The 21,024-nt window shown below is 65.7% G+C and carries 20 protein-coding genes and 1 pseudogene; 12 read left to right on the top strand and 9 right to left on the bottom strand.

What is annotated here, in order from left to right:
• Nucleotides 1-19 precede the first annotated feature (19 nt).
• The 3 genes from P1K30_RS23440 to P1K30_RS23430 all read right to left on the bottom strand — a co-directional run bounded on the left by P1K30_RS23440 (nucleotide 20) and on the right by P1K30_RS23430 (nucleotide 4,315).
• Nucleotides 20-1,030 carry a TRAP transporter substrate-binding protein gene (locus P1K30_RS23440; RefSeq protein ID WP_275635170.1) on the bottom strand — a complete coding sequence of 337 codons (1,011 nt, stop codon included), beginning with the start codon at nucleotides 1,028-1,030 and terminating at the stop codon, nucleotides 20-22.
• 271 nt (nucleotides 1,031-1,301) lie between these two features.
• The gene (locus tag P1K30_RS23435) at nucleotides 1,302-2,525 is read right to left on the bottom strand and encodes a sigma-54-dependent transcriptional regulator (protein WP_275635169.1); all 1,224 of its coding nucleotides are present in this window, start codon (nucleotides 2,523-2,525) and stop codon (nucleotides 1,302-1,304) included.
• Entirely contained in the window at nucleotides 2,522-4,315 is a 1,794-nt protein-coding gene (locus P1K30_RS23430; RefSeq protein ID WP_275635168.1) for an ATP-binding protein, read from the bottom strand. Before P1K30_RS23430 ends, P1K30_RS23435 begins: the two co-directional genes overlap by 4 nt.
• A 60-nt stretch (nucleotides 4,316-4,375) precedes the next feature.
• Between P1K30_RS23430 and P1K30_RS23425 the strand changes: the two genes are divergently transcribed.
• Together P1K30_RS23425 and P1K30_RS23420 are read left to right on the top strand one after the other, a co-directional pair.
• Entirely contained in the window at nucleotides 4,376-5,566 is a 1,191-nt protein-coding gene (locus P1K30_RS23425) for a cytochrome P450 (protein WP_379561393.1), read from the top strand.
• Nucleotides 5,567-5,598: 32 nt separating this feature from the next.
• Nucleotides 5,599-6,120 (top strand): hypothetical protein, encoded by a 522-nt coding sequence (locus P1K30_RS23420; RefSeq protein WP_275635167.1) that lies wholly within the window; start codon nucleotides 5,599-5,601, stop codon nucleotides 6,118-6,120.
• A gap of 3 nt (nucleotides 6,121-6,123) precedes the next feature.
• Here P1K30_RS23420 and P1K30_RS23415 read toward each other — a convergent pair whose 3' ends face one another.
• Nucleotides 6,124-6,585, bottom strand: coding sequence for an Lrp/AsnC family transcriptional regulator (locus P1K30_RS23415; RefSeq protein ID WP_275635166.1), 462 nt, complete (start codon nucleotides 6,583-6,585; stop codon nucleotides 6,124-6,126).
• Nucleotides 6,586-6,724: 139 nt separating this feature from the next.
• On the opposite strand from P1K30_RS23415, the gene cysG reads away from it, so the two are divergent.
• The 6 genes and pseudogenes from cysG (at nucleotide 6,725) to P1K30_RS23385 (ending at nucleotide 12,181) form a co-directional block, all read left to right on the top strand.
• Complete coding sequence (gene cysG / locus P1K30_RS23410) at nucleotides 6,725-8,122, top strand: siroheme synthase CysG (protein WP_275635165.1); 1,398 nt, start codon at nucleotides 6,725-6,727, stop codon at nucleotides 8,120-8,122.
• Nucleotides 8,119-8,418: a DUF2849 domain-containing protein gene (locus P1K30_RS23405; protein ID WP_275635164.1), complete on the top strand. Its 300-nt coding sequence runs from the start codon at nucleotides 8,119-8,121 to the stop codon at nucleotides 8,416-8,418. Before cysG ends, P1K30_RS23405 begins: the two co-directional genes overlap by 4 nt.
• A gap of 3 nt (nucleotides 8,419-8,421) precedes the next feature.
• Nucleotides 8,422-10,092 carry a nitrite/sulfite reductase gene (locus P1K30_RS23400; RefSeq protein ID WP_275635163.1) on the top strand — a complete coding sequence of 557 codons (1,671 nt, stop codon included), beginning with the start codon at nucleotides 8,422-8,424 and terminating at the stop codon, nucleotides 10,090-10,092.
• Nucleotides 10,082-10,807, top strand: a pseudogene (locus tag P1K30_RS23395) (phosphoadenylyl-sulfate reductase); the annotation flags it as partial. The gene P1K30_RS23400 and the pseudogene P1K30_RS23395, both read left to right, overlap by 11 nt.
• 51 nt (nucleotides 10,808-10,858) lie before the next feature.
• Nucleotides 10,859-11,260: a DUF934 domain-containing protein gene (locus P1K30_RS23390; protein WP_275635171.1), complete on the top strand. Its 402-nt coding sequence runs from the start codon at nucleotides 10,859-10,861 to the stop codon at nucleotides 11,258-11,260.
• Between the two features lie 72 nt (nucleotides 11,261-11,332).
• Nucleotides 11,333-12,181 (top strand): ferredoxin--NADP reductase, encoded by an 849-nt coding sequence (locus P1K30_RS23385; protein WP_275635162.1) that lies wholly within the window; start codon nucleotides 11,333-11,335, stop codon nucleotides 12,179-12,181.
• A 103-nt stretch (nucleotides 12,182-12,284) separates the two neighbouring features.
• On the opposite strand, the gene P1K30_RS23380 is transcribed toward P1K30_RS23385, so the two are convergent.
• Entirely contained in the window at nucleotides 12,285-12,662 is a 378-nt protein-coding gene (locus P1K30_RS23380) for a VOC family protein (RefSeq protein ID WP_275635161.1), read from the bottom strand.
• A gap of 40 nt (nucleotides 12,663-12,702) precedes the next feature.
• On the opposite strand from P1K30_RS23380, the gene P1K30_RS23375 reads away from it, so the two are divergent.
• Complete coding sequence (locus P1K30_RS23375) at nucleotides 12,703-13,230, top strand: winged helix-turn-helix transcriptional regulator (RefSeq protein WP_275635160.1); 528 nt, start codon at nucleotides 12,703-12,705, stop codon at nucleotides 13,228-13,230.
• 99 nt (nucleotides 13,231-13,329) lie between these two features.
• On the opposite strand, the gene P1K30_RS23370 is transcribed toward P1K30_RS23375, so the two are convergent.
• Nucleotides 13,330-14,826, bottom strand: coding sequence for a hypothetical protein (locus P1K30_RS23370; RefSeq protein ID WP_275635159.1), 1,497 nt, complete (start codon nucleotides 14,824-14,826; stop codon nucleotides 13,330-13,332).
• A gap of 192 nt (nucleotides 14,827-15,018) precedes the next feature.
• Between P1K30_RS23370 and infC the strand changes: the two genes are divergently transcribed.
• Entirely contained in the window at nucleotides 15,019-15,564 is a 546-nt protein-coding gene (infC, locus tag P1K30_RS23365) for a translation initiation factor IF-3 (protein WP_379562043.1), read from the top strand.
• A 150-nt stretch (nucleotides 15,565-15,714) separates the two neighbouring features.
• On the opposite strand, the gene P1K30_RS23360 is transcribed toward infC, so the two are convergent.
• Together P1K30_RS23360 and P1K30_RS23355 are read right to left on the bottom strand one after the other, a co-directional pair.
• Nucleotides 15,715-16,308: a transglycosylase SLT domain-containing protein gene (locus P1K30_RS23360; protein ID WP_275635157.1), complete on the bottom strand. Its 594-nt coding sequence runs from the start codon at nucleotides 16,306-16,308 to the stop codon at nucleotides 15,715-15,717.
• Nucleotides 16,309-16,527: 219 nt separating this feature from the next.
• A complete protein-coding gene (locus tag P1K30_RS23355) occupies nucleotides 16,528-17,217 on the bottom strand; it encodes a D-lyxose/D-mannose family sugar isomerase (RefSeq protein ID WP_275635156.1) in 690 nt (229 codons plus the stop codon).
• A gap of 93 nt (nucleotides 17,218-17,310) precedes the next feature.
• On the opposite strand from P1K30_RS23355, the gene maiA reads away from it, so the two are divergent.
• Nucleotides 17,311-17,955, top strand: coding sequence for a maleylacetoacetate isomerase (gene maiA / locus P1K30_RS23350; RefSeq protein ID WP_275635155.1), 645 nt, complete (start codon nucleotides 17,311-17,313; stop codon nucleotides 17,953-17,955).
• Nucleotides 17,956-18,143: 188 nt separating this feature from the next.
• Here maiA and P1K30_RS23345 read toward each other — a convergent pair whose 3' ends face one another.
• Nucleotides 18,144-18,767, bottom strand: coding sequence for a VPLPA-CTERM sorting domain-containing protein (locus P1K30_RS23345; RefSeq protein ID WP_275635154.1), 624 nt, complete (start codon nucleotides 18,765-18,767; stop codon nucleotides 18,144-18,146).
• 591 nt (nucleotides 18,768-19,358) lie between these two features.
• On the opposite strand from P1K30_RS23345, the gene gatB reads away from it, so the two are divergent.
• On the top strand, nucleotides 19,359-20,870 hold the full coding sequence (gene gatB / locus P1K30_RS23340; protein WP_275635153.1) for an Asp-tRNA(Asn)/Glu-tRNA(Gln) amidotransferase subunit GatB: 1,512 nt from the start codon (nucleotides 19,359-19,361) through the stop codon (nucleotides 20,868-20,870).
• The last annotated feature ends 154 nt before the right edge of the window (nucleotides 20,871-21,024 follow it).

Below are 21,024 nucleotides of genomic sequence, written 5' to 3'. Positions count from 1 at the left end.
CGGGCCGCGCCACACCCGATTACATCGAAGCGTTGATGTCCTGCGCGGCGGCGATGTTGTCCGCGCCAACGTCGCCTTCGAACTGCTCCCAGACCGGCTTCATCGCTTCGACCCAGGCTTCGCGCTGCTCGGCGGTCAGTTCGACGATCTCGCCGCCCGCTTCAAGGATCGCGGCACGGGCTTCGGCGTCGACCTCGCCCACGGCGGCGTTACGCTCCATCGTCACCTCTTCGAGGATCGTCAGGAACTGGTCGCGCACGTCGGCGTCAAGGCTGTCCAGCCAGTCGACCGAAGCAACGACAAGGTAGTCAAGCACACCGTGGTTGGTTTCGGTGGTGCCGTCCTGAACCTCGAAGAACTTCTGGCCGTAGATGTTCGACCAGGTGTTTTCCTGCCCGTCGACAACGCCGGTCTGCAGCGCGCCGTAGACTTCCGAGAAGGCCATCGGCTGCGGCGAAGCGTCCAGAGCTTCCATCTGGGCGACCAGCACGTCGGACGGCTGCACGCGGAACTTCAGGCCAGCGGCGTCGCCCGGCTCGATCAGCGGCACGTTGGCCGAGAATTGCTTCATGCCGTTGTGCCAGAACTCCAGACCCATCAGGCCACGGCGTTCCATCGAGCTTTTCATCGCCTCACCGGCTTCCGAGGTCTGGAAGGCGTCGACGGCGTCGATGTTCTTGAACATGAACGGCAGGTCGAAGATGCGGAACTGCTTGGTGAAGGTTTCGAACTTCGACAGCGACGGCGCGGCCAGCTGGACGTCGCCTTGCAGCATCGCTTCCAGCACTTGGTCATCGTTGTAGAGGGTCGAGTTCGGATAGACTTCCATGCACATGGTGCCGTCCATCTCGGCGTTCACGCGCTCGGCGAGAAGCGAGGCGGCGATCCCCTTGGGGTGCCGGTCCGAGTTGGTGACGTGCGCGAACTTCACGACGATCTCGCCATCGCTGCAGGCATCGCCCTGCGCGGTAGCGGATTGAGCGGCCAGCACGAGTGCAACGGCGGTAACGGCCTTAGCGGCGAATTTCATGTCGGTATTCCTCCCGATATGGATAGTGATGTTCCTCCGAGGGCCCGTGTTCGGGCCTCGATGGATAAAAAGCCGCCAGCGAAAATCCGCACAAGACATACTTCTCGAATTCGTGAGAGCGTGAATTTCGGAACTGGAATCAGTGCCTTATAAGCCATTCTCTAGACACATGGCTGATGGCGGATTTTGGAATGGGTGAAACTTCGCACAGGCGCTTGGGCGGTTTGTGCGGAAATCCGCACAGTTCCACGGACTGCTGTCGCGCAGCGAGTCAGCGATAATCTTCGGGGCGCAAGGCGTGGCGGGCCAGCTTGTCGTAAAAGGTCTTGCGCGGCAGCTTGAGAACCCGCGCCGCTTCGGTCGCGTTGCCCTGCTGGCGCTGCAATGCCTCGATCAGCATCGACCGTTCCACCTGCGCCAGCCGCTCGTTCAGGCCCAGTTCCTCTTCGGTCTCGGCCTCGCCGAGCCCCATCGCAAAGCGCATCGCGGCGTTCATCAGCGACCGGGCGTTGCCGGGCCAGTCCTGCGCCATCAGCCGCGCGCCAAGGTCCGGCGTGATATCCGGCATCGGCAGCGCCGCCTGCTCGCAGGCAAGCTGGACATAGTGGCGGAACAGGATCGGAATATCCTCGGTCCGTTCGCGCAGCGACGGGATGCGTACCCGCATCACGTCCAGCTTGTAGAACAGATCGGGGTTGAACCGCCCCTCGCGCGTTTCGGCCTCGAGATCGCGGTAGGTGCCCGCCACCACCCGCGCGCCGGGTGCGTTTTCCAGCAGGTCAAGCGCAAGGAACTGGGCCGCCTGCGGCAGCGCCGCAACCTCATCAAGAAAGACCGTGCCGCCCTTGGCCGCATCGAACGCGTCGCGCAGGGCTTCGGGCGTCAGGGTGGCCGCGACCAGCTTCAGGAACGGCCGCTGCGAAGCGCCCGACAACATGTGGATCACCTCTGCCACCTTCGAGGTGCCGGTGCCCGGTTCGCCGGTGATCAGCACCTCGGCGGACGTCCGCGCCACCGCCCGCACCCGGTCCCGCAGCGCCTCGGCCTGCGCAGACTGGCCATGCAGCAACCGCGCCGCCGCATCGCCCCGTGTCAGTTGCTGTTTCAGGCGGCGGTTTTCCAGAACCAGTTCGCGGGTCTTCAGCGCCTTCTCGACCACCGCCAGCAGGTCCCGGGGGCCACAGGGCTTTTCGAGGAAATCGAACGCCCCCGCCGCCATCCCGCGCACCGCCATCGGAATGTCGCCCTCGCCGGTCAGCAGGATCACCGGAAGGTCGGGATCGACCCCGTGCGAATAGTCCAGCAGATGAAATCCGTCGCGCCCGGGCATCCGGATGTCGCTGACGATGACGCCGTCGAAGGCGGGCGTGATGTTGTCCTTGGCCTCGACGAACGACCCGGCGGTGATCGGCTGCAATTCCGCCAGTTCAAGCGTCTGGCCCAGCGCCTCGCGCACGGCGGCATCGTCGTCGACCAGCAGCACCCGGCGCGTCATTGCAGTTCCTCCGCCCGTTCCAGTTCAACCGTGAACACCGCGCCGCCGCCGGGGGCGTTCTCTCCGGTCAGGCGACCGCCAAAGCTTTGCACCAGCCCGTAGGAAATCGAAAGCCCCAGCCCCATGCCTTCGCCGCCGACCTCTTTGGTGGTGTAGAACGGATCGAAGATGCGTTCGGGTTCGGAAATGCCGGGCCCGCTGTCGTGTACGACCAGCCGGACCGTCGCCGCGTCCTGCTCGATACGGATGCGGATCACCGGCGCCTCGACATCGGCCATCGCGTCCATCGCATTGGACAGCAGGTTCAGAACGACCTGGCTAAGACGCACCTCTCCGCCCATCACCACCGCCGCGAAGTCGGGACGCTTCCAGTCGATGCGGGTGCCGGTGTCAGCGATGCGCGGCCCCAGAAGTTCCAGCGTGCTTTCCACCACCGCCGCCAGCCCCACGCGGGACGCGGGGGCGGTTTCCTGCCGCGCGAAGGCACGCAGGTTGCGAATGATCCGCGCCATGCGCTGCGCCATGTCCGAGATCCGGCCCAGCGTTTCGCCTGCCTTGTCGGCCTTGCCGCGTTCCAGAAGGATCGCCCCGTTCTCGGCGAAGGACTGGATCGCCATCAGCGGCTGGTTCAGCTCGTGGCTCAGGCCCGCCGACATCTGGCCCAGCGCGCTGAGCTTGCCCGCGCGCACCAGTTCGGCCTGCGCCTGACGCAGCGCCGCCTCGGCCTCGTGACGTTCCTCGATCTCGTGGCGCAGGTCCTCGTTCAGCAGCGACAGTTCCTCTGTCCGCTCGGCCACCCGCGCCTCCAGTTCGGCATTGGCGCGTTCCTCGACCTCCAGCCGCTGCGACAGCGCGCGGCGGCGCTCGGCGATGTAGAACAGCATCGCCCCGAACGCGAGGCACAGCGCCGCCGCCACCGCCGCCTGCAACCACGCAAGCCGCAGCGCGGGTTGCAGGCTGACCAGAATCTCGGCCGCGACCCCGATGGTCGGCAACTCGCGCGACAGATGCAGGGCGCGGCGCGGGATGTCGGGCCGATCCTCCAGCACCCACAGGTCGTGCGACCGCACGGTCCATTCGCGCCGGTCCGGGAACGGGCGCAGCATGGCGCCGGCATAGACCTCGTCCGGCAAGGCCCCCGTCGGGCCCGGCGTGCGGACCGTCAGAACAAGGTCCGGGCGGTTGGTCACCATGACCACGCCCATCGCGTCGGTGAAGAACACCGGCGACGGGTCCGACGGCCAGTTCCATTCCACCTGCGCGATGTTCAGGCGCACCAGCACCGCGCCCGCCACCGGCCCCGCCTCGGAAAACACCGGCGCCGCGAACATATAGAACCGCTGGCCGTCGTCCGGGTCGACCCCGGTCGCGGTGCCCAGCGCACCGTCCAGCGCCCTTTCGAAGGCGCGGGTGCCGCCGACGAAGCGCGCCGCCGCCCGGTCCGAGGCAGCCAGCACCCACCCCGACGCATCCGCAAGCCACAGCTTCTGCCCGACGCTGCGATCCGCAAACCGCTGCAACTGCGCGTCTGCCACGGCGACGTCGCCGCCCTGCCCCAGCACCAGCGGCTTCAGAACGGGATGGTCGGCGATCACCACCGCAAGGTCGCGCACCCGCTGCAACTGTCCGGTCAGCCGGTCGGCGGCAAGCGCAAGGTCGGCCTCGCCCCGTTCGCGCAGCTGGTCCAGCGCCGAGGTGAACGCGACCCACCATGCCCCCGCGGCGATGATCGCCACGGCGGCAAGAAACCCGGCCACGGTAAGGCCCCTGCGCCTGTATCTTCGCGTCATCCGGTTTTTCTAGTCGCGCCCGCTTGCATTGGAAAGCGCCATGACGGAAGGCTTCGCGCCATGACCGCCCTGCCTCGTATCAGCCAGTCGCCCACCGATCCCGCATTCGTGCAGGATCCCTATGCCTTCTACGACCGCCTTCGGCCAATGGGCCCGCTGGTGTTCTGGGAAGAATACGACATGCCCGTCGCCGCCGGCTATGCCGAGGTGAACGCGCTGCTGCGCGACCGGCGGCTGGGCCGCGAAGTGCCGGCAGAGCTTGCCCCAAAGATCCCGGACCGGCTGGCGCCGTTCTACGACATCGAAGCGCATTCGATGCTGGAACTGGAACCGCCGCGCCACACCCGCCTGCGCGGGCTGGTGGTGCGGGCCTTCACCTCGCGCCGGATCGCGGCGCTGGGGCCCGAGATCGAAACGCTGTGTCATGCGCTGATCGATGGCTTCCCGGACGGCGACTTCGACCTGCTTCAGACCTACTGCACGCAGGTCCCCGTCATCGTCATCGCGCGCCTGCTGGGCGTGCCCGACAGCATGGCGCCCGACCTGCTGCGGTGGTCCAACGCGATGGTGTCGATGTACCAGGCCCGCCGCGACCGCGCGGTCGAGGATGCCGCCGTCGCCGCGTCGGCGGACTTTGCGGCCTTCATGCGCGACTATGTCGACCGCCGCCGCAGCGATCCGCGCGACGACCTGATCACCCAGCTGATCCAGGCCGAGGAAAACGGAGAGCGGCTGACCACGGACGAGCTGATTACCACCTGCATCCTGCTGCTGAACGCCGGGCACGAGGCAACGGTGCACACGCTGGGCAACGGCATAAAGGCGCTGCTGGAACACGGGACCGACCCGTCCTTCATGGCGGCGGATCGGGTCGAGGCGACGGTGGAAGAGATCCTGCGCTTCGATGCGCCGCTGCATATGTTCACGCGGCAGGTCTACGAGGATGTCGAACTGTTCGGCCACCGCTTCGGGCGCGGCGACCGGATCGCCTGTCTGCTGGGTGCCGCCAACCGCGACCCGGCGCTGGCCGACGACCCGGCGCGGTTCGATCCCTCGCGCACGCCGGGCGCCAACGCTGCCTTCGGGGCGGGCATCCATTTCTGCGTCGGCGCGCCGCTGGCCCGGCTGGAAATGCAGATCGCCCTGCGCGTGCTGTTCGACCGCCTGCCGGGGCTGAAGCTGGCCGAGCCGCCGCGCTATGGCGACGTCTACCACTTTCACGGGCTGACAGGGTTGCGCGTCTCGGCCTAGGGTTCGGGACATTGCAGCACGGAGCCTTTGCCATGAAACGCCTTGCCGTCGCGCTTGTCGCAGCCTGCCTTGCTACCGCGACCCCCGCACAGGAACGGGTCCTGACACCCGGCAAGGCGGCGGGGTTCGACGGGGTCATCAGCCAGTGCATCACCTTCACCCGCGTCACCTTCGCGGTCGAGATGTGCGACCGGCTTTCGGCCTCGGTCGCATCCTTGGCGCAGGCGAACGATCTGGCGCTGGTGGATCTGGGCCGGACCGAGTGGGGCTTTGGCAGCGACGTGTACCTTGAACCGGTGGAAGACACCGGGATGGACTATCCCGTTCACCTGACCTTCTACATCCGCGGCTCGGACGCGCCGAACAGCGCCTTCATCTGGGCTTCGCTGTACAAACCCACCATCGGACGGCTCGGCCCCCCGGGGCGGTTGGTGTTGTGGGAAGACTCCGGCCTTGGCGCGGGCGACGCGGCGACGATCCGCGACGGGCTGACCGCCGGACTGGCGCAGAAGCTGGCCCCGGTGTTCGAGGCACTGGGCGACGGTCAGCTTTAGGGTTTATACTGGAAGGATCGTGGTCGACTTGATCTCTTGCATCGAAAGCAGGGCGGTCACGTTGTAGATCCGGACCTCGGAAATCAGCGCCTGATAGAAATCGTCATAGGCCCGCGCGTTCGCCACGCGGACCTTCAGGATATAGTCGATCTCGCCCGCCAGCCGGTGCGCCTCTAGCACCTCGGGCCGGGCGCGCAAGACGCCGAGGAATTTGTCCTGCCACTCTGACTCGTGCTCGCTGGTGCGGATCAGCACGAAGAAACAGGTGCCCAGCCCCAGCGCCTCGGGGTCCAGAATCGCGGTCTGCCGCCCGATCACGCCCGCCTCGCGCATCTTGCGGATGCGGTTCCAGACCGGCGTCTTGGACGACCCGACTTCCTTGGCGATATCGTCCAGCGACTGACTGGCGTCTTCCTGCAAGGCGGAAAGGATTTTCCGATCCAGCGCGTCCAGACGAACGGGCATCTTCGTTTTCTCATCTTGCTGCGACATGCGTTCCAATCCCTCCGCAACCCGGAACAGGTGTCCTTATTCGCACCGACCAATGGCGCCGCCAAGGGAAAATTTCCTATATTGAGGGCAAGTCAACGAGTGGACCGTGCAGATGCAGCATTTCCCGATCTTCCTCAACCTTCGCGGCCGCACCGTCGTCCTTTCGGGCGGGGGCGAGGCTGCGCTGGCCAAGCTGCGGCTTCTGATGAAGACCGAAGCCACCCTGCGCGTGTTCGCCGCCGAGCCCTGCGACGATCTGCGCACGCTGGCTGCCGACGGCCGCATCGCGCTGGCCGAGCGCGCCCTTCAGCCGGGCGACGTGACCGGCGCCGCGCTGTTCTATGCCGCCGACGAGGACGCCGACGAAGACGCGCGCACCGCCGCCATCGCCGATGCCGAAGGGGCGCTGGTCAACATCGTCGACAACCTTGAAGACAGCCAGTTCATCACGCCCGCCATCGTCGACCGCGACCCGGTGACGGTTGCGATCGGCACCGAAGGCGCCGCCCCGGTGCTGGCCCGCGCCATCAAGCGCGATCTTGAAGAACGGCTGCCGCCGGTGCTGGGCCTGCTTGCGAAGATCGGCAAGCTGTTCCGCCCCGCCGCCGAGCGTCTGCCGATGGGCCGCGCGCGCCGCGACTTCTGGGCCGACTATTACTTCGACGCCGGCCCCCGCGCCTATGAGGCCGAGGGCGAGGACGGCGCGAACGCCGCGCTGGAGGATCTGCTGGACCGCCACCTGTCGCGCAGCGCGCAGGACGGCCACGTCGATTTCGTCGGCGCCGGTCCGGGCGACCCGGAACTGCTGACGCTGAAAGCCCGCGTTGCGCTGGATAAGGCCGACGTGGTGATCCACGACCGGCTGGTCGCGCCCGAGATCCTCGAACTCGCCCGCCGCGAGGCGCTGTTGGTGGATGTCGGCAAGACGGGCTTCGGCCCCTCTGCCGCGCAGGACGACATCAACGCCGCGATCATCGAACACGCCTCGCAGGGCGCCCATGTCGTGCGCCTGAAATCCGGCGATCCCACCGTGTTCGGGCGGCTGGACGAGGAAATCGAAGCCGTCGAGGCCGCTGGCGTCGCATGGCGCATCGTGCCCGGCATCACCGCCGCCTCTGCCGCCATCGCCGGACTGGGCCAAAGCCTGACCAAGCGCGAGCGTAATTCGTCCGTGCGGTTCATGACCGGCCACGACATGAAGGGCTTCGCCGAGCAGGACTGGCGCGCCCTTGCCCGCCCGGGTGAAGTCGCCGCCGTCTACATGGGAAAGCGCGCCGCGCGTTTCGTGCAGGGCCGCCTGATGATGCACGGCGCCGACCCCGCCACGCCGGTCAGCTTCGTCGAGAATGCCTCGCGCCCCGATCAGCGCGTGGTCGAGGCGACGCTGGGCGATATGGCCGACGCGCTGTCCGACACGCCGCTGGACGGCCCCGTCCTTACTTTCTATGGCATCGCGCCGCGCCGTGCGCGCGCCGAGGCCGCCGCATTCGAACAGGAGATGGCCCTATGAGCCGCAAATTCACCCCGAAGGTCGTCACCGCCAACGCCCTGCTAGAGGGCGATGTCGTGTATCTCACTGCCGATGACACTTGGACCCGCGACCACGCGCAGGCCGAACTGATCGAGGACGAGGCGCACGCGCAGATCCGTCTGGTCGACGCCAGCGCCCGCGCGAACGAGATCGTCGGCGCCTACCTTGCCGACGCCGTCGCAGGCGAGAACGGCCCCGAGCCGGTCCATTTCCGCGAAGCGTTCCGCACCCGCGGTCCGTCCAACTACGCCCACGGCAAACAGGCAGAAGGTTAAGCCATGTATAGCTATACCGAATTCGATGAAGCCTTCGTTCGCGAGCGCGTGGCCCAGTTTCGCGCACAGGTCGAGCGCCGCATCGACGGCTCTTTGACCGAGGACGAGTTCAAGCCGCTGCGCCTGATGAACGGCCTGTACCTGCAGCTGCATGCGTACATGCTGCGCGTCGCGGTGCCCTATGGCACGCTGAACAGCCGCCAGATGAACCAGCTCGCCTATATCGCCGAGAAATGGGACAAGGGTTACGGCCACTTCACCACCCGTCAGAACATCCAGTACAACTGGCCGCTTCTGAAGGACGTGCCGGACATGCTGGATGCGCTGGCCGACGTTGGGATGCACGCCATCCAGACCTCCGGCAACACGATCCGCAACGTGACCGCCGACCACTTCGCCGGGGCCGCCGCGGACGAGATCGAAGATCCCCGCCCCTATGCCGAGCTGCTGCGCCAGTGGTCCACCGACCACCCGGAGTTCCAGTTCCTGCCGCGCAAGTTCAAGATCGCCGTCTCGGGCGCACCGAACGACCGCGCCGTGGTCAAGGCGCACGACATCGGGCTTGAGATCGTGAAGAACGACGCGGGCGAAACCGGCTTCCGCGTGCTGGTGGGCGGCGGTCTTGGCCGCACCCCGATGATCGGCAAGGTGATCCGCGACTTCCTGCCCAAGGACGACCTGCTGCCGTATTGCGAGGCGATCGTGAGCGTCTACAACCTGCTGGGCCGCCGCGACAACAAGTACAAGGCGCGCATCAAGATCACAGTCCACGAGAACGGGCTGGACGAGTTCGCCGCACGGGTCGAGGACCGCTTTGCCCTGCTGCGCGGCCAATTCGGCGGCGCGGACCAGAAGCTGCTGGCCGACATCAAGGCGCAGTTTGCCCGCCCCGACCTTCCGGCGCGCGACCTGTCGGACTTTAACACCGCCTATGACGCCGACCCGGTGTTCCGGGCGTGGGTCGACACCAACGTCGCCGACCATGCCGTCGACGGCTATTCGCTGCTGACCATCTCTTTGAAGGCGCATGGCGAAACGCCGGGCGACGCCACCGCCGAGCAGATGCGCGAGATGGCGGCGCTGGCCGCCGAATTCTCGTCGGACGAGCTGCGCATCAGCCACGAGCAGAACGTGATCCTGCCGCATGTCGCCAAGTCCGACCTGCCCGCGATCCACGCCCGCCTGCAACAGCAGGGGCTGGCCACCGCGAATATCGGCCTGATCTCGGACATCATCGCCTGCCCGGGCATGGATTACTGCGCGCTGGCGACCGCCCGCTCGATCCCGGTGGCGCAACAGATCGCCACGCGGTTCGACGAGCTGAAGATGGAACACGACATCGGCCCGCTGAAGATCAAGATCTCGGGCTGCATCAACGCCTGCGGCCACCACCATGTCGGACACATCGGCATCCTCGGTCTGGACCGCGCAGGGGTCGAGAACTATCAGATCACGCTGGGCGGCGACGGCACCCAGGACGCGGCCATCGGCACGCGGACCGGCCCGGGCTTTGCCTACGACCAGATCGTCCCCGCCATCGAAACGCTTGTCGAGACCTACCTTGGCGAACGCGAAAGCCCGGACGAGACGTTCCTGGAGACCTACAAACGGGTCGGTATGGCGCCTTTCAAGGCGGCCCTCTACCCGGCCGAGGAGAAGAGCCGTGCCGCTTGATCCAGCCTCTGCGCCGGTCGCCGACCGCGTCAGGGATCTAAACGAACGCTACAAGCACCACGGCGCGACCGCGGTGCTGGAACGCGCCCTTTCCGACGCGCAGGTCGGCAACATCGCCTTGGTGTCGTCCTTCGGCGCCGAGTCGGTGGTGCTGTTGCACATGATCTCGGTGATGGACCGCACCACCCCGGTGCTGTTCATCGACACCCAGATGCTGTTCGAGGAAACGCTTCAGTACCAGCTGGACGTGTCCGAGAAACTGGGCCTGACCGACGTACGCTCGATCCACCCCGATCCCGAGCAGGTCAAGAAGCTTGACCGCTTCGGCGCGCTGCATCTCAGCGATCCGGACGCCTGCTGCGACCTGCGCAAGACGCAGACGCTGGCCAATGCGCTGGCGCCGTTCGACGCGTGGATCACCGGCCGCAAGCGGTTTCAGGGCGGCCAGCGCGCGGCGCTGGAGTTCTTCGAGAACGAGGGCGACATCCGCATCAAGGTCAACCCGCTGGCGCACTGGGCCAAGGATGACGTCCGCGACTACATGATCAACAACCGCCTGCCCCGGCACCCGCTGGTGTCGCAGGGCTATCCTTCGATCGGCTGCAAGCCCTGCACCAGCAAGGTCGCCGACGGCGAGGACGAACGCGCCGGCCGCTGGCGCGGCAAGGACAAGGTGGAATGCGGCATCCATTTCATCGACGGCAAACCCGTGCGCCGGGTGGCCGAGGGGACCGAAGGCGACGCGACGCCGCAAGAGGAGACGACAATGAGCGTTATCGTGACCGATGGCGGCTTTGCCGCCGATGACTGGAACGGCGAACTGGCCGCCCCCGAGGACACCGGCGCCGCTGCCGTGCTTCTGCCGTCGGACGCCGACCCCGAGGTGCTGCGCGACCGGCTGGACCAGCTGAAGCTGGTGGCCGTCGACTTCCCCAGCTTCGCCGATGGCCGCGGCTTTACCATCGCGCGCCGCCTGCGCCTGATGGGCTACACCGGCCGCCTGCGGGCCAAGGGCCACGTCATCGCCGACCAGTACGCGATGGCGCGCCGGGTGGGCTTCGACGAGGTCGAGATCGACCTCGACCTTGCCACCCGCCAGCCCGAGGACCAGTGGCTGCGCCGCGCCGACTGGAAGGCCCATGACTATCAGTCGCGCCTGCGCGCCTGATTAACGCCTTCCATCCGACCTGCATCAGGGATTAAGACTTCACATGGCCCTATGGCCCTGAACGAGACCGATATGACCGAGCAAAAACCAGTGACCGACGCCGCCGCCCAAAAAGTTCCCGCCCTGCCGGACGCCCAGACCGTGACAGAGGTGCAGCACTATACCGACCGGCTGTTCCGGTTCCGCTGCACCCGCCCTGCCAGCCTGCGTTTCCGCTCGGGCGAATTCGTGATGATCGGCCTGATGGGCGACCCGCACCCCGAGACCGGCAAGCAGAAGCCGCTTCTGCGCGCCTATTCCATCGCCTCGCCGGCGTGGGACGAGGAACTGGAATTCTACTCGATCAAGGTGCAGGACGGCCCGCTGACGTCGAAACTGCAGCACCTCAAAGAGGGTGACGAGATCATCCTGCGGCCCAAGCCCGTGGGCACGCTGGTGCACGACGCGCTGCTGCCCGGCAAGCGCCTGTGGTTCTTCGCCACCGGCACCGGGATCGCGCCGTTCGCCTCGCTGATCCGCGAGCCTGAGACCTATGAACGCTACGACCAGATCATCCTGACCCACACCTGCCGCGAGGTGGCCGAGCTGACCTATGGCCGCGAGCTGGTGGACAGCGTCCGCGCCGACGAAATGCTGGCCGAGGTGATCGGAGAGAACTTCGCCGACAAGCTGGTGTACTACCCCACCACCACCCGCGAAGAGAGCCCGAAGATGGGCCGGGTCACCGACCTGCTTCGGTCGGGCGAGATCTTCCGCGATCTCGGCATCGAAGGCATGTCGGCGGAAACCGACCGTGCGATGGTCTGCGGCTCGATGGGGCTGAACACCGACCTGAAGGAAATCCTTGAAGGCTTCGGCCTGAAAGAAGGCGCGAATTCCGAGCCCGCCGAATACGTGGTCGAGAAAGCCTTCGTCGGCTGACCCCGCCCCGGCGCCACGGCCCCGGATGTGAAGAACAGGACCTGCCCCGCGACACAGCCGGGCAGGTTTTTCTTTTTCATGCCAAGCCGTTCTGGCCCGAAGTTCAGGCGTCGCCGGTCAGATCCTGCGCAAGCATCAGGGCGTTGTCGTCCGGGTCGTAGAACGTCGCGGTGCTGACCATCCCCTCGATCACCTCGGTGGGTCCGTCGAACCGCACGCCCTCGGCCTCCAGCGCGGCGCGGGCCGTGTCGATGTCGGCCACACCGAACACCGGCACCATGTTGCCCGGCGCCGGGGCCGCCTGCTCGCCCAGTCCAAGGGTGACGCCCTCGGTCTTCGTCTGAAGCTCGCTCCAGCCCGCGTCGTCGGCATGGTACAGCAGGTCGAACCCCAGCATATCCGCGTACCACGTCGCACTGGCGTGGCGGTCCTTCACGGACATCGCCAGCGTAATCGTATTCTCTAGGGTGACGGCAGGCATAGGGATTCCCTTCGGATTAAAAATATAGTAACTATACTTTGTGGACATTGAGATTCTTGTCAAGCTGACCGCGCGCGCCTGGACCCTGAACATCCTTGCCAGTCTGGATGCGGGCACGCCGGGGCGTCAGGCGCCGCTGCTGGCCGCCACCGGGGCGGGCCGGACCGCCTTTGCGCAAAGCCTGTCGCACCTATTCGACCTGAACCTGCTGGAACGGAACCCCGGCCACGGCCACCCGCTGCGCCCCGAGTTCCGTCTGACCCCTGAAGGCGTGCGGATCGCCGCCATTGCCGGGCGCATCGTCAAGGCAGGCGCGCGGGACGAGGATGCGCCGCTGCTGCGCCGGGCGTGGACCGTCCCCGTCCTTGCGGCCTGCCAGCGGCCCCGCTTCTTCGGAGAGATCCGGGCGCAGCTTGCGCCGGTCACCGACCGGGCGCTGTCACAGTCGTTGAAGCAGTTGCAGGCGCATCACTGGCTGCAGCGTCACACCGACACGGACCGTCACCCGCCGCGACCCAGTTATCTTGCCGCGAACGAGGGGCTGATCATCGCACGCGCTGCTGGCTGAGCGGCCCCTGTCCCAGCCTGCCCGGGGCGTGCGGCAACGAAAAACGCCCGGAGCCGTCAGGCCCCGGGCGCGGGTCAAATCGCGCAGCAATCCGACACCTTACATGTCGAGCGCCTCGCGCGCCTGCTCCAACGCGTCGGCAAGCGCCTCTTCGTCGTCGCCCGCGTCGTTGATGGCCGAGGTCAGCGTCTCTTTCTGCTCGGCGTCGAGGTCCGAGCTTTGGATCGTCGACAGCACCTCGTCCCGGTCGAAGCCGTCCACGGTGAAGGCCGCGGCGGGGCCCGACCCGCCAGTCTCGGCTTCGGTGGCCTCGGCTTCGGTGGTGTCTGTTTCGGTTGTGTCGGCGGCAGGTTCTTCCGAAGCCGACGGCTCGCCAGTCGCTTCGTCAGAGGATGCGTCGTCGCCAGACGCCATTTCCCGAGCGGTCTCTTCCATCGCGTCCGCAGTGTCGGACAGGGCGGCGGCGGCCTCTTCCATCGCATCGGCATCCGCACGCATTTCCTCGGCGCTGGTCATCAGCTCGTCCGCCTGCTCCCGCAGCTCTGCAGCCTCGGACATGACAACCTCGGACGCGGCATTCCCGATCGGGTCCTCTTCCGACGCCGCAGCATCGGCCTCGGCGGTCTCTTCGGTCGCTGCCGGTTCTTCCGCCGCAGCCGGTTCCTCGGCCTCTGCCGTCTCCTCGGTCGCTGCAGGCTCTTCCATCGCAGCAGGTTCCTCGGCTTCCGCCGTCTCCTCGGTCGCCGCAGGCTCTTCCGCCGCAGCCGGTTCCTCGGCCTCGGCCATCTCCTCGGTCGCCGCAGGCTCTTCCGTAGCAGCCGGTTCCTCGGCCTCGGCCATCTCCTCGGTCGTCGAAGGCTCTTCCGAAGCGGCCGGCTCCTCGGCTTCCGCCGCTTCCTCGGTCGCCGCAGGCTCTTCCGCCGCAGCCGGTTCCTCGGCTTCCGCCGTCTCCTCGGTCGCCGCAGGTTCTTCCGCCGCAGCCGGTTCCTCGGCTTCCGCCGTTTCCTCGGTCGCCGCAGGCTCTTCCGTCGCGGCCGGTTCGTCCGCCTCGGCCGTTTCTTCGGTCGCCGCAGGCTCTTCCGTCGCCGCCGGTTCCTCAGCTTCCGCCGTCTCCTCGGTTGCCGCAGGCTCTTCCGCCGCAGCCGGTTCCTCGGCTTCCGCCGTTTCCTCGGGCGCGGCGGGCTCTTCCGTAGCAGCCGGTTCCTCGGCCTCTGCCGTTTCCTCAGTCGCCTCAGGTTCTTCCGTCGCAGCCGGTTCCTCGGCCTCGGCCGTTTCCTCGGTCGTGGCAGGCTCTTCCGTCGCAGCCGGTTCGTCGGCCTCTGCCGTTTCCTCGGTCGCGGCGGGCTCTTCCGCCGCAGCCGGTTCGTCGGCCTCGGCCATCTCCTCGGTCGCCGCAGGCTCTTCCGTCGCAGCCGGTTCCTCGGCCTCGGCCATCTCTTCAGTGGCCTCGGGCGTGTCTTCTGCCTCGGGAGTGGTGGTGGCCTCGCCGGACGTGTCCGCGACCATGATTGGGTCGTCGTCCTGAATCTGGAAATAGGCCACGCCGCCGATGCCCAGCGCCACGACAAGGGCCCCGATGATCCAACTCTTCTCCATGAAGGGTACTCCCCGCTAAAAATTCCGAACGCATTTCTCTTTGGGGAATTGAAATGAAGCGGCATTCGCCCCTTTCAAGTCGGAAAGCGCACGAACAACGGCCCAACCGCATCAAATGGCAGTTGAAACGGACCCCACCTCGCCGTATCTTCTGTTCCTGACTTTCCTGCAACGACACAAGGATGCACGACCATCGCTCGCAGACCCCACAATGCCCCGCCGACCCGTGACACCGGGCCTCGCGTCAACGACCGGATCCGCGCCCCCGAGGTGCGACTGATCGGCGCCGAGGGAGAAAACGTCGGGGTGGTCACGCCGCAAAAGGGCATGGCCCTTGCCGAAGCGGCGGGCCTCGATCTTGTCGAGATCTCGCCGAACGCCACGCCGCCGGTGTGCAAGATCATGGACTTCGGCAAGTTCAAATACGAACAGCAGAAGCGTGAATCGGAAGCGCGGAAGAAGCAAAAGACCATCGAAGTCAAAGAGGTCAAGTTCCGCCCGAACACCGACACGCACGACTACGACGTGAAGATGAAGAACGTCTTCCGGTTCCTCGAAGGTGGCGACAAGGTCAAGGTGACGCTTCGCTTCCGTGGGCGCGAAATGGCGCACCAGAACCTTGGGCGCGAACTGCTGGAGCGGGTCGCCGAAGACGTGAAAGAGCTCGGCAAGGTCGAGAACATGCCGAAGATGGAAGGCCGCCAGATGGTCATGATGATCGGGCCGACCACCAAGTAACGGTTCGCCCTATCGGCACACACGATGCACAGGCGCCTTCGGGTGCCTGTTTTCGTTTGTGGATTCCGCTTTTCTTCGAAACGCGTCCGGCGCAATAAAAAAGGCCGGGGTTGGTTCCCCGGCCTTGTCCCTCGCACGCGTGACCGCGTCCTAGTTCTGCGTCGTTGCGCAGTATTCCTGCGAGCTGATCCAGCTGCGCATGTCTTCCACCTTGTCCGGGTACCGGAACGGCGCCCAGTGCTGGGAAATCCCGCCCCAGCGGCCCGGGCCGCCAAGGATGCGGTTCTTGTTCGGCATCTCGTAGGCCGCCAGCCGCACGCCGCAGCTTAGGTTCGCCGCGCCGTCGAACAGGGCCGAGGCCGATTGCGCCTTGCAGCCCACGCCGCGCGCCGTGGCCGGTGCGATCTGCAGCAGGCCAAGCCACCGGCCGCCGCCGCCCGACGCATCGGGGGTCCAGCGGCTTTCGTGTTTCGCCAGCGCCGAGAACAGACCGGCCCAGAAGGCCCGCCGCTGCTCCTCTGGCGCGGCGCGGTAGGCCGGGCACCACTGGTCGATGTCTTCGGGAACCAGTTGAGACAGCACCGCTCCGTGGGTTTCCAGCGCACCCATCGTCGCCATCGTCCACTCGGTCGCTTCCGGGCGGAAGTCCCAGCGCATCGGCGGGACATCGGGCGTCTCATAAGGCTTGCTTGCAGCGCAGGCGGAGGCGGTCAGCACCGCGACAAGACTCGCGGCTCTCAACATGGTTCGTAACATTGGCAAACTTTGGCAGCACCGGGCCAACCCCCGGCAAGACAGATGCTGTGCCAAAATCGGTCCGGGCCGTCTACCCTATGGGCAGGCAATCGGCGGGAATCCCCCGCCGCTGCCGGTCGAGTTCACACGCGCAAGGCGGAAAACAACAAGATATGGCCAAGTGTGCCTTGTGTGCCACCACCCTGTGTTTCCCGCATAGGCAGAACCTTAGGCAAGGTACTTGTCATAATCCGAAACGAGAAGGTGAACCGGGTCGGTGTCCTCCTCGATCTCGGAGAATCGCCCGATGGGCTCGCGGAACACGTTGTCGGTGCGGTCGTCGTTCACGTTCGACACCTCGCCGATCAGAACTCGGCCGCCCTCGCCCCAGAACGCGTGCCACGTGTCGGTCTCCAGCGTGACGCTTTCGCCGGGCTTCAGCTTCAGCAGGCCACCGGGTTCGAGCACGCGCTGGCGACCGTCGGTCAGCACCTTCACCTCGGCGTTTTCGTCGATGGACCCGTCGGCCTTGGCCTTGAACAGCTCCAGCACCAGCGTGCCGCCGCCCTTGTTGATGATGTCCTCGGTCTTGAGGTTGTGGCGGTGCATCGGGGACAGCTGATCCTCGCCCGAGATCATGATCTTCTCGGCGTACAGCATACCCTTGCCGCGGGGGATGTTGTCGTTGGTGCCGTTGCGCACGGTGAACAGAAACAGGCCCATGTCATCGTACTTGCCCTGCCCGTAGTCGGTGATGTCCCAGCCCAGCGCGTGGTCCCGGATCATCGGCGAATCCTCGGCAACGCGGGTATTCAGCTCGGCCGGCGTCCAATAGGCAAAGGGCGGCATGATGTATCCGAACGACCGGATGAAGGCGTCGCCGTCCTTCAGAATCTCGTTCACGGTGGATCTTTTCATCGAGGTCTCCTCTCTGACTGTTCGGGGCCCGACCGGGCGGTGTTGCGTTCCGTATCGGCCCGCGCAACAGTGCGCCGACCGGAGGCGTCCCGAATGCTAACATTGCACAACTATTTCAGGTCCTCGACCTCGACGCGGCTGCGGGCCGCGCTGAATCTGAAGGGCCTGGCTTACGATTACAAGGCGTATGCGCTTCTGAAGAAGGAAACGCAAACCCCAGAATTCCTGTCCAAAAGCCCTGCGGGTCTGGTGCCTGTCCTGGAACTGGAGGACGGCACCTCGCTGTCCCAGTCGCTGGCGATCATCGAGTATATCGAGGAAACCCACCCCAAGCCGCCGCTGCTGCCCGCCGACCCGGCGGGGCGGGCGCGGGTCCGCGCGCTGTCGTACATGATCGCCTGCGAGGTCCACCCGCTGAACAACCTGCGGGTCCTGCAATATCTGGCGTCGGAACTGGACGCCGACGATCAGGACCGGACCGCGTGGTTCCACCATTGGGTCCACGCCACCTTCACGCCGCTGGAAAAGCTGCTGGCCGAAAGCGCGGACACCGGCATCTTCTGCCACGGCGACGTGCCGGGGCTGGCCGACTGCTGCCTGTACGCCCAGATGTGGAACAACCGACGGTTCAAGGTGAACACCTCGGCCTACCCGACGATCGAGCGTATCTTCCTTGAACTCGACAAGCTGGAACCCTTCCGGCTGGCCGCGCCGCCGACCCAGCCCGACGCGGCCTAGGCCCCGGCGCAGTCGCAAACGTCAAAGACCGCCGCGCGGAAACGCTGCGGCGTTCGGTATCTTGATGCTGTGCAGGGGATGCGGCGGCGTTTTGGTCCGCGCTGTGCCCATCACGTCGGCGGCGGATGCGGGCACGATCGTCAGGACGGACCGTACGTCGTCACGGTCCGTCCGAAATCTTGGAAGGCTCAGTCAGCCTTGCGCTTGCGGCGGCGGGCCACGAAGCCCATCGCGGCAAGACCGCCCATCAGAAGCGGCATGGCCGCCGGAAGCGGAACCGCCGAGACGGCAGCGGCTTCGGCGTACTGGCCGGCCTGTGCTTCTTGTTCGTTCAGGACGAAGTTGTCGAAGCTGGCGGTGCCGAACTTGGTGTAGATGAACAGGCTGGACAGGCCGGTCCAGCCAAGGTCGAACGTACCGAACCCGGGCTTCGCCCAGAACACCTTCTTGTCCAAAATGTCGCCGTTCGACAGGTAGCCGACGACGCGCACCAGAACGGACAGGTCGGTGAACGACCCTGCATCGAGGCTTTGGATCGAGAACGGAGATGCCGAGTGCAGGATCATCGGCTGCGTGCTCAGGCTCATCAGCCAGTCAGAGCCGTTCTGCGTGGTGTACGGGCGGGGTTCGGCAAACGCCGAGTCGATGACATAAGCGTCGGGCGTGAAAAAGCGGAACGTCCCGGTATGCAGGTAGTCGTTCTGATAGTGCTTATGACCGTTGTCGGGCGCGATGTCTTCGAAGTCCACGGTCACCGCCTGCGCCGAGCCTGCCGCGAGAACGAGCGCGATTGCCGAAAGCAATTTCTTCATTGTCACTGTCTCCGTCTCAAACCTGTAACTCCGAGCAATGTAGGATGGAGAACAAGCTGGCAACCTCAAAGTGGCTAAAATCGGGCACTGTTCACATGAAGGACACAATGCCCCGCCGCATTACCCATAACCACCCAATATATAGGGTAAATTTTTAACGATTAGCGGCCAATCCGTTAACAATTCTCACGCCGTACTACAGTGTCGTAGCAAACCGTGTGGAAATTGCGCGGCGTATAAAACCGTCCCGCAATGCAATCTTTGTTAAGCCTCCAAGGTTTGCCCGCGAAACCCCGCAGTACAAGTGCCTGAGACCGCACACGAATACCGAAACCGCCGGCCCGCGTATCGCCAGTTTTGGCGCAAAACACGCCGGATCGGGCAGTAACGGGTGAATCGGGCCGCACGAGCCGAGTCGCGGCGATCCTTCCGCGCCTGACACGATCGTGATCACGCGACAGCCCCGCGCGCGGCCTTACCGCCCGCGAAACGGACACAGGCCCGCAACGCCACCGCATCCGGCGCCATGCCCTTGCCCCGCCCTGCCTGCTCGCCTAGAACAAGCGCCGATCTTGCAGCAGGACCGCACACATGCTCGACCTCACCTATGAAGCCCCGAAACCCAAGGTGATCCAGGGGGCCAAGCACGACTGGGAACTCGTGATCGGCCTCGAGGTGCACGCCCAGGTCGCCTCGAAATCCAAGCTGTTCTCGGGGGCGTCGACGCTGTTCGGGTCGGAACCGAACTCGAACGTGGCCTTCGTGGACTCGGCGATGCCGGGGATGCTGCCGGTGATCAACGAATTCTGCGTGGCGCAGGCGGTACGCACCGGGCTGGGGCTGAAGGCCGACATCAACCTGAAGTCCGCCTTCGACCGCAAGAACTATTTCTACCCCGACCTGCCGCAGGGCTATCAGATCAGCCAGCTGTACCACCCCATCGTGGGCGAGGGCGAAGTGCTGGTCGACATGGGCCCCGGCGTCGCGCGCAAGGTCCGCATCGAACGCATCCACCTTGAACAGGACGCGGGCAAGTCGATCCACGACATGGACCCGCATTTCACCTTCGTGGACCTGAACCGCACCGGCGTCGCCCTGATGGAGATCGTCAGCCGCCCCGACATCCGTGGCCCCGAAGAGGCTGCGGCCTACGTCGGCAAGCTGCGCCAGATCCTGCGCTATCTCGGCACCTGCGACGGCAACATGCAGAACGGCAACCTGCGGGCCGACGTGAACGTGTCTGTCTGCCGCCCCGGCGACTACGAAAAGTACCAGGAAACGCAGGATTTCTCGCATCTCGGCACGCGGTGCGAGATCAAGAACATGAACTCGATGCGCTTCATCCAGCAAGCGATCGAGTACGAGGCGCGCCGCCAGATCCAGATCCTTGAAGCCGGCGGCGAGATCGATCAGGAAACCCGGCTGTACGATCCCGACAAGGGCGAAACCCGGTCGATGCGGTCGAAGGAAGAGGCGCACGACTATCGCTACTTCCCCTGCCCCGATCTGCTGCCGCTAGAGATCGAGCAGGCGTGGGTCGACGACATCGCCGGCGCGCTGCCGGAACTGCCGGACCAGAAGAAGGCGCGGTTCGTCGCCGATTACGGCATGACGGAATACGACGCATCCGTGCTGACCGCCGAGGTCGAGAACGCCGCCTTCTTCGAAGAGGTCGCCGCGGCCTCCGACGGCAAGCTGGCCGCGAACTGGGTCATCAACGAGCTATTCGGCCGCCTGAAGAAGGACGACACCGACATCGCCGACAGCCCGATGAGCCCGTCGCAGCTGGGCGGGATCATTTCGCTGATCCAGAAGGGCGACATCTCGGGCAAGATCGCGAAGGACCTGTTCGAGATCGTCTATACCGAAGGCGGCGACCCGTCGCTGATCGTCGAAGAGCGCGGCATGAAGCAGGTCACCGACACTGGCGCCATCGAGACGGCGGTGGACGAGGTGATCGCCGCCAACCCGCAGCAGGTCGAGAAGGCCAAGCAGAACCCCAAGCTTGCGGGCTGGTTCGTGGGTCAGGTGATGAAAGCCACCGGCGGCAAGGCGAACCCGAAGGCGGTGAACGAGATCGTCGCGGCGAAGCTGGGGCTTTGAGGTGTCTCGGGGTGCGCATGAATGCGCACCCTACGTCGCGGATCGATGGGGTGGTTTTCGGTTGGTCCCCTCCGGTGCGCATGAATGCGCACCATACGCCGCGGATCGGTGGGGATCGCGACATATATACGGGCCCGTAGGGTGCGCATTCATG

It is taken from the genome of Psychromarinibacter halotolerans (assembly GCF_029168315.1).
In the GTDB taxonomy this organism is placed as follows: Bacteria; Pseudomonadota; Alphaproteobacteria; order Rhodobacterales; family Rhodobacteraceae; genus Psychromarinibacter; species Psychromarinibacter halotolerans.
This window is presented reverse-complemented; position numbering and strand designations above follow the sequence as displayed.